We start from the raw sequence: 5,142 nt of genomic DNA, 5'->3' as shown, positions 1-5,142 counted from the left end.
CATCTATTTATGAACATTTATCATCTATTTTGTAAACGAATTGTAAACTAAACGCGTTTTTTAGACATTTTTTATATTTTTCGACATTCAGATTGTGTACTTTGTACTCTAGATATTTTTCTAATACTCTAGTTTACATTTTTTATACTCTGTTATCATTTTAACAAGAAAATATCTATGCTAATTATAACTAATTTATTTTTATATTTATAGTTATTTTTAACAAAAGTCTCTATTTTAGATGCAAAAAAAACCTTAGAATATAATTCCAAGGTTTTTTAGTGCGATTGGGGGGACTCGAACCCCCAAGGTCTAGGACCACTAGATCCTTAGTCTAGCGCGTATGCCAATTCCGCCACAATCGCGTATTTATTTTTTAAGACATGTTTAATTATAGCTAACTATAGTTATTTTGTCAACTCTTTATATGAGCTTTTTTAGTTTTTTTATTTTCCTTCATTTAATACTAATTAAAACCTTATACCCATTACCTCTATTCATTAAGATCTTTCTTAATAAATCTTAATGAAATTTCTTTAGTCATCAGAGTTCATGTGTGATAAAATGGAATCATAAAATACGAGGAGGTATTTACTTTTGAAAAAAATTTGGGATACAAAATATATAAAAATCGCACTGTATACACTCTTTGTAATAATCGCTGCTATACTGACTTATCGTATTTCATCCAATACAGATAATATTATCCCTCATGTATATAGTTATTTTAAATCAGTAATAGGTATTTTCACGCCTATTCTTTATGGCTTACTTATTGCCTATTTGATGAATCCTGCTGTTGTTTTTTTTGAGCGTTATCTTATTAAGTGGACTCACTCTAATACTCATAAAGATTATAGACGTTTACGTGTTGTTTCAATTATTATTGTTTATCTATGTCTATTCGGTACACTCTTTTTAACCATTCGCTTTTTAGTACCTCAGATTTTAGATAATATTAGACTTCTAGGTAATAACTTACCCAATTATTTAAAAGAATTACAACGTGCTCTAGGTCAGCTCCAACATGCTGTAAATGACGCACTTGCTTACCCTGACTTATCTCAATTTGTAAATGAACTTATTAATCCAGCTAAAGTAAGTGAACTTATCAATCCATCTGCTGTACAGACTGTATTTGATAAGTTAGTAAACAGTACCATGACTATTACAGGTACTCTCTTAAACTTAGTCATAGGCTTTGTTATTGCCTCTTATGCTATCATGCAAAAAGAAACGTTTACTAATGGTACAAAGCGTGCTGTCTATGCTGTCTTTAAAAAAAGTACTGCTAATAAAATTATTAGTGTTGCAACTGAAGGGCATACTACCATTATTAAATTCTTTGTTGGCAAATCTCTTGACTCTCTTATTATTGGTGTTATTTGCTTCGTTGGACTTTCTATCTTGCAAAACCCTTATGCGCTATTACTTTCCTTCATTATAGGGGTATTTAATATGATTCCTTACTTTGGTCCTTTTATTGGCGCTATTCCAGCCATTATCCTTACTTTATTTGAAGGACCTAGAGCAGCCATTATTGTTGGAATCTTTATTCTATTCCTACAACAGTTTGATGGTTTAATCTTAGGACCGAAGATCTTAGGCGATTCTATTGGCATTACGCCTTTCTGGATTATCTCTGCCATTACAATTGGTGGTGCTGTTGCCGGCCCTCTAGGCATGTTCTTCGCATCTCCTATCTTAGCTGTTATTCTTTCTATGTTTAATAGATGGATTGACAAACGCCTAACCGTAAAAGCTATTGCTTTACCAAAATTATCACCCGATGAAATCGTTCCTTTCGATCCTACTTATTTAGGTAACAAGACATCTGAAGAATAAAAAGCGTGTAACTAAACTTGTGAGTTTAGTTACACGCTTTTTATTCTTCAGTTAATTCAATTAGAATAATTGATTAATCTTTTGTTCAATCACTTGTTTTGGAAGAGCTCCAACTGTAGTATCTACTACTTCACCATTTTTGATAAAAAGAATAGTTGGGATACTCATAATATTGTATTTAGAAGCAATAGCACGATTTTCATCTGTATTTACTTTTCCAATTTTAACTTTTCCCTCATATTGTGTTGCTAATTCATCAATGATTGGTGCCATCATCTTACATGGTCCACACCAATCTGCGTAAAAATCTATAATTACTGGAATATTTGATTCTAAAGCTTCTTGTTGAAAGTTTGCGTCTGTAAATTGAAATGCCATTTTATTTCCTCCTAATGTCTTTTTGTAGTCAAGTACACTTTATCATATGTTTTGTTGTTTGTGTATCTTATTCTCCATTATTATTTCTTAATTTTAAGATTCCATTCCTCTATTTTTTCCTCTAGATAAGCATCCATCTCATCTAAGGAGTCCATAAATTTATGAATTGGTTTATTATCTTCTTGTTGGTTTCCAGAATAATCTCTGTCTTTTTTATCAGTATAACTATTTTTCTTATTGTATTTAGCACGCTCTTGATCATACAAAAAGTTTCGTAGTTTATATTGAATTTGCTCAAAAAAACGCATATCTTCACCTCATATACTTTTATTTATAGTATATGAAGTAAATTTCTATTTGCAGATTGTCCTTGGTGGAACTGCTTCAAGTCGATTAATTGTAAAGCCGAGTTCTGAAAATTTCTTTTCATATTCAGTCATTACATTGTCTTCCATTCCACTATTATGAAGGTCTAGAGTTACATTTTTCATAAGCCATCCTTCAATCGATAGTTCCTCAATTGAAGAAGCAAATAGCCCTTTATTATCTGTTTTAAAATGAACTTCTCCCTCTTCACCTAAAATAACAGCATATTTTCTAAGAAAATCACGGTATGTGAGACGTCTTTTTGCATAACGTGTTTTAGGCCATGGGTCTGAGAAGTTCAGGTATAGTCTCTCTACTTCTCTTGCTTCAAAAATATCCATGCAATTTGCTACATCTTCATATAAGAAACGTAAATTTTCAGGTGTTTCTTCTCGATTAGCTTTTTTACAAGCCTTATAAACTACAGTTTCTGCTCTTTCTGCTGCAATGTAGTTGATATCTGGATTTCTTCTTGCAAGTTCAGTAATAAACCCACCTTTTCCACATCCAAATTCTACATGAATAGGATGGTTATTCCCAAATACTTCATTCCAGTTACCTTTATGTTGGGTTGGGTCTTGAACAACGCGTTCATCTTGTGCTAAGTATTCCGTTGCTCTTGGGTCTCTTCTAAGGCGCATCTTTTATCCCCTCTCAAATCTTTCTTAGTACATTCCACCTGGCGCTGCTACTTCTTCTTGATGCATTACAATCTTAATTCCACTGCTTGCACCAATACGATTAGCTCCAGCATCTACCATAGCTTTAGCTCCTTTAAAATCTCTTACACCACCTGATGCTTTAACCTGAGCTTTATCACCTACTGTTTTTCTCATAAGTGCGATGTCTTCTACCGTTGCACCACCTGTGCTAAATCCTGTAGAGGTTTTCACAAAATCTGCTCCTGCTTGAACAGAGAGCTCACATGCTTTAACTTTTTCTTCATCTGTAAGAAGGCAGGTTTCAATAATCACCTTTACAATCGCTTTGCTTTTTGCAGCATTTACTACTGCTTTAATATCTTGCTCTACTGTTGTATAGTCTTTATCTTTAAGAGCTCCAACATTAATAACCATATCTACTTCCGTAGCTCCATTTTGGATAGCTAGTTCTGTTTCATGTGCTTTAATTTCAGTAAAAGTAGCTCCTAATGGGAATCCTACTACAACACATGTTTTCACATCACTTCCGCTAAGTGCATCTGCTACTAATTTTGTATAGTACGCATTTACACATACAGAAGCAAATCCATATTGTTTTGCTTCATCACAGAGTCTAAGAACATCTTGTTTTGTTGCTTCTGGTTTTAAAATAGTATGGTCAATATAGTTTGCTAAGTTCATTTTTCCACCTCATCTATTCTTTCTTTAATTAGTATAAGAGTTTTATTGTTTTTCTATTAAAAAATTTCTTTTCTAGATTATATCATCATTTCACTAGTTTTTCTATGCCCTAGCAAAAAGGAAAAATATGAAAAAAGGAAAGTGTTTTAGACACTTTCCTTTTTTATTCAGACTCTTACAATCCAATAACCATAATCTCCCGGTTTTAAATTCTGATTACTTCTACCTCTAAAAGACTCTACTTTATCAATAGAGAGAATAAACTTACGCTTAGTATCATAAATATCTGGCACACCTATATAATATTGTTCAATATGTTTGTCTCTTCCTAAAATCAAAAATCCAAATTTGTGATAACAATAAGTTACAAAAGGATTAGTACACCATTCATAAGAAAATTGTGGCATAGAGATAAGTTCTGCCATAGAAATTCTCACCCAGTCAATGTTTTCATCTTTTTCTTCAAAGGGTTCAATTTCTGCTGAGTCTGTAAATATATCTCTTACTCTCATTAAATCTCGCTTATAACTTGCACTTTTATCCTCTTCTATATCTTTTTCATCTATACTATCTTTTAAAAAAGTTTTTTTTTGTGAAGGAGGTTTACTCATATTATCTTGAATAGACTTTAGTACATTTTCAATCTCATTTAAGTATTGCTGTTCTTCATCTTCAACAGGTCTTCTAGGTACTGAATTGCCTCTATTTTGATAAGGATTCAATTCTGATTGAGCTAATGGTTGTATACTTGCTTCAATAATACTTTGTACGCGTTTGGCTAAGGTTTCTTTATCTTGAGATTCATTGAACAAGTTTTGTAATCTTGTTAGCACCTTAATCTCATCTTGGTATCTGGTTTCTAACTCTTGTTCCGTTTCTTGGAGATTTTCAACATAACGTTCTAACTCTTTTTTCCCTTGTTCCTTCTTGTGTTCTTTGCTTTTACTCCCTATAGTATGCTCTTCTGGCAATGGCATAGGTACTGGTTTTGAGCCTTTTCCCTGTTCTGTTGGTTGATTTACATCTAATGCTGGTATGATTACCGGCCCGGGGCCTTCTCCTGGCACGGCTGGCTTATTCATATCTGGAGTTGGTATGATTACTGGCCCAGAACCTTCTCCTGGCATGGCTGGCTTATTCATATCTGGAGTTGGGATAATTACCGGTCCGGGACCTTCTCCTGGCATGGCTGGCTTATTCATATCTGGAG

The 5,142-nt window shown here is 33.2% G+C and carries 6 protein-coding genes and 1 tRNA gene; 1 reads left to right on the top strand and 6 read right to left on the bottom strand.

Translation table 11 applies throughout. The features are described 5' to 3' along the window. Positions 1 to 282: 282 nt before the first annotated feature. Positions 283 to 365 (bottom strand) — tRNA-Leu (locus RRY75_RS13830). Between the two features lie 232 nt (positions 366 to 597). Between RRY75_RS13830 and RRY75_RS13825 the strand changes: the two genes are divergently transcribed. After that, positions 598 to 1,845 (top strand): AI-2E family transporter, encoded by a 1,248-nt coding sequence (locus RRY75_RS13825; RefSeq protein ID WP_332493594.1) that lies wholly within the window; start codon positions 598 to 600, stop codon positions 1,843 to 1,845. A 60-nt stretch (positions 1,846 to 1,905) separates the two neighbouring features. On the opposite strand, the gene trxA is transcribed toward RRY75_RS13825, so the two are convergent. The 5 genes from trxA to RRY75_RS13800 all read right to left on the bottom strand — a co-directional run. Continuing rightward, a complete protein-coding gene (gene trxA, locus RRY75_RS13820; RefSeq protein ID WP_332493596.1) occupies positions 1,906 to 2,223 on the bottom strand; it encodes a thioredoxin in 318 nt (105 codons plus the stop codon). Positions 2,224 to 2,303: 80 nt separating this feature from the next. Then, positions 2,304 to 2,531 (bottom strand): hypothetical protein, encoded by a 228-nt coding sequence (locus tag RRY75_RS13815; protein ID WP_332493597.1) that lies wholly within the window; start codon positions 2,529 to 2,531, stop codon positions 2,304 to 2,306. A 45-nt stretch (positions 2,532 to 2,576) separates the two neighbouring features. Continuing rightward, positions 2,577 to 3,230: a tRNA (guanosine(46)-N7)-methyltransferase TrmB gene (trmB, locus tag RRY75_RS13810; protein ID WP_332493598.1), complete on the bottom strand. Its 654-nt coding sequence runs from the start codon at positions 3,228 to 3,230 to the stop codon at positions 2,577 to 2,579. A gap of 24 nt (positions 3,231 to 3,254) precedes the next feature. After that, complete coding sequence (gene deoC / locus RRY75_RS13805) at positions 3,255 to 3,932, bottom strand: deoxyribose-phosphate aldolase (RefSeq protein ID WP_332493600.1); 678 nt, start codon at positions 3,930 to 3,932, stop codon at positions 3,255 to 3,257. 167 nt (positions 3,933 to 4,099) lie between these two features. Next, a partial coding sequence (locus RRY75_RS13800) for a DUF6128 domain-containing protein (protein WP_332717319.1) occupies positions 4,100 to 5,142 on the bottom strand: 1,043 nt, incomplete at its 5' end.

It is taken from the genome of Niameybacter sp. (assembly GCF_036655075.1).
GTDB lineage: Bacteria > Bacillota > Clostridia > Lachnospirales > Cellulosilyticaceae > Holtiella.
The sequence above is the reverse complement of the archived record's forward strand: the minus strand, read 5'-3'. Positions and strand labels throughout refer to the sequence as shown.

Bases quoted from the DNA above. Each gene is read 5' to 3' on its own strand.
- RRY75_RS13815 (WP_332493597.1), bottom strand. From the start codon at position 2,531: ATGCGTTTTTTTGAGCAAATTCAATATAAACTACGAAACTTTTTGTAT.
- trmB (WP_332493598.1), bottom strand. From the start codon at position 3,230: ATGCGCCTTAGAAGAGACCCAAGAGCAACGGAATACTTAGCACAAGAT.
- trxA (WP_332493596.1), bottom strand. From the start codon at position 2,223: ATGGCATTTCAATTTACAGACGCAAACTTTCAACAAGAAGCTTTAGAA.
- deoC (WP_332493600.1), bottom strand. From the start codon at position 3,932: ATGAACTTAGCAAACTATATTGACCATACTATTTTAAAACCAGAAGCA.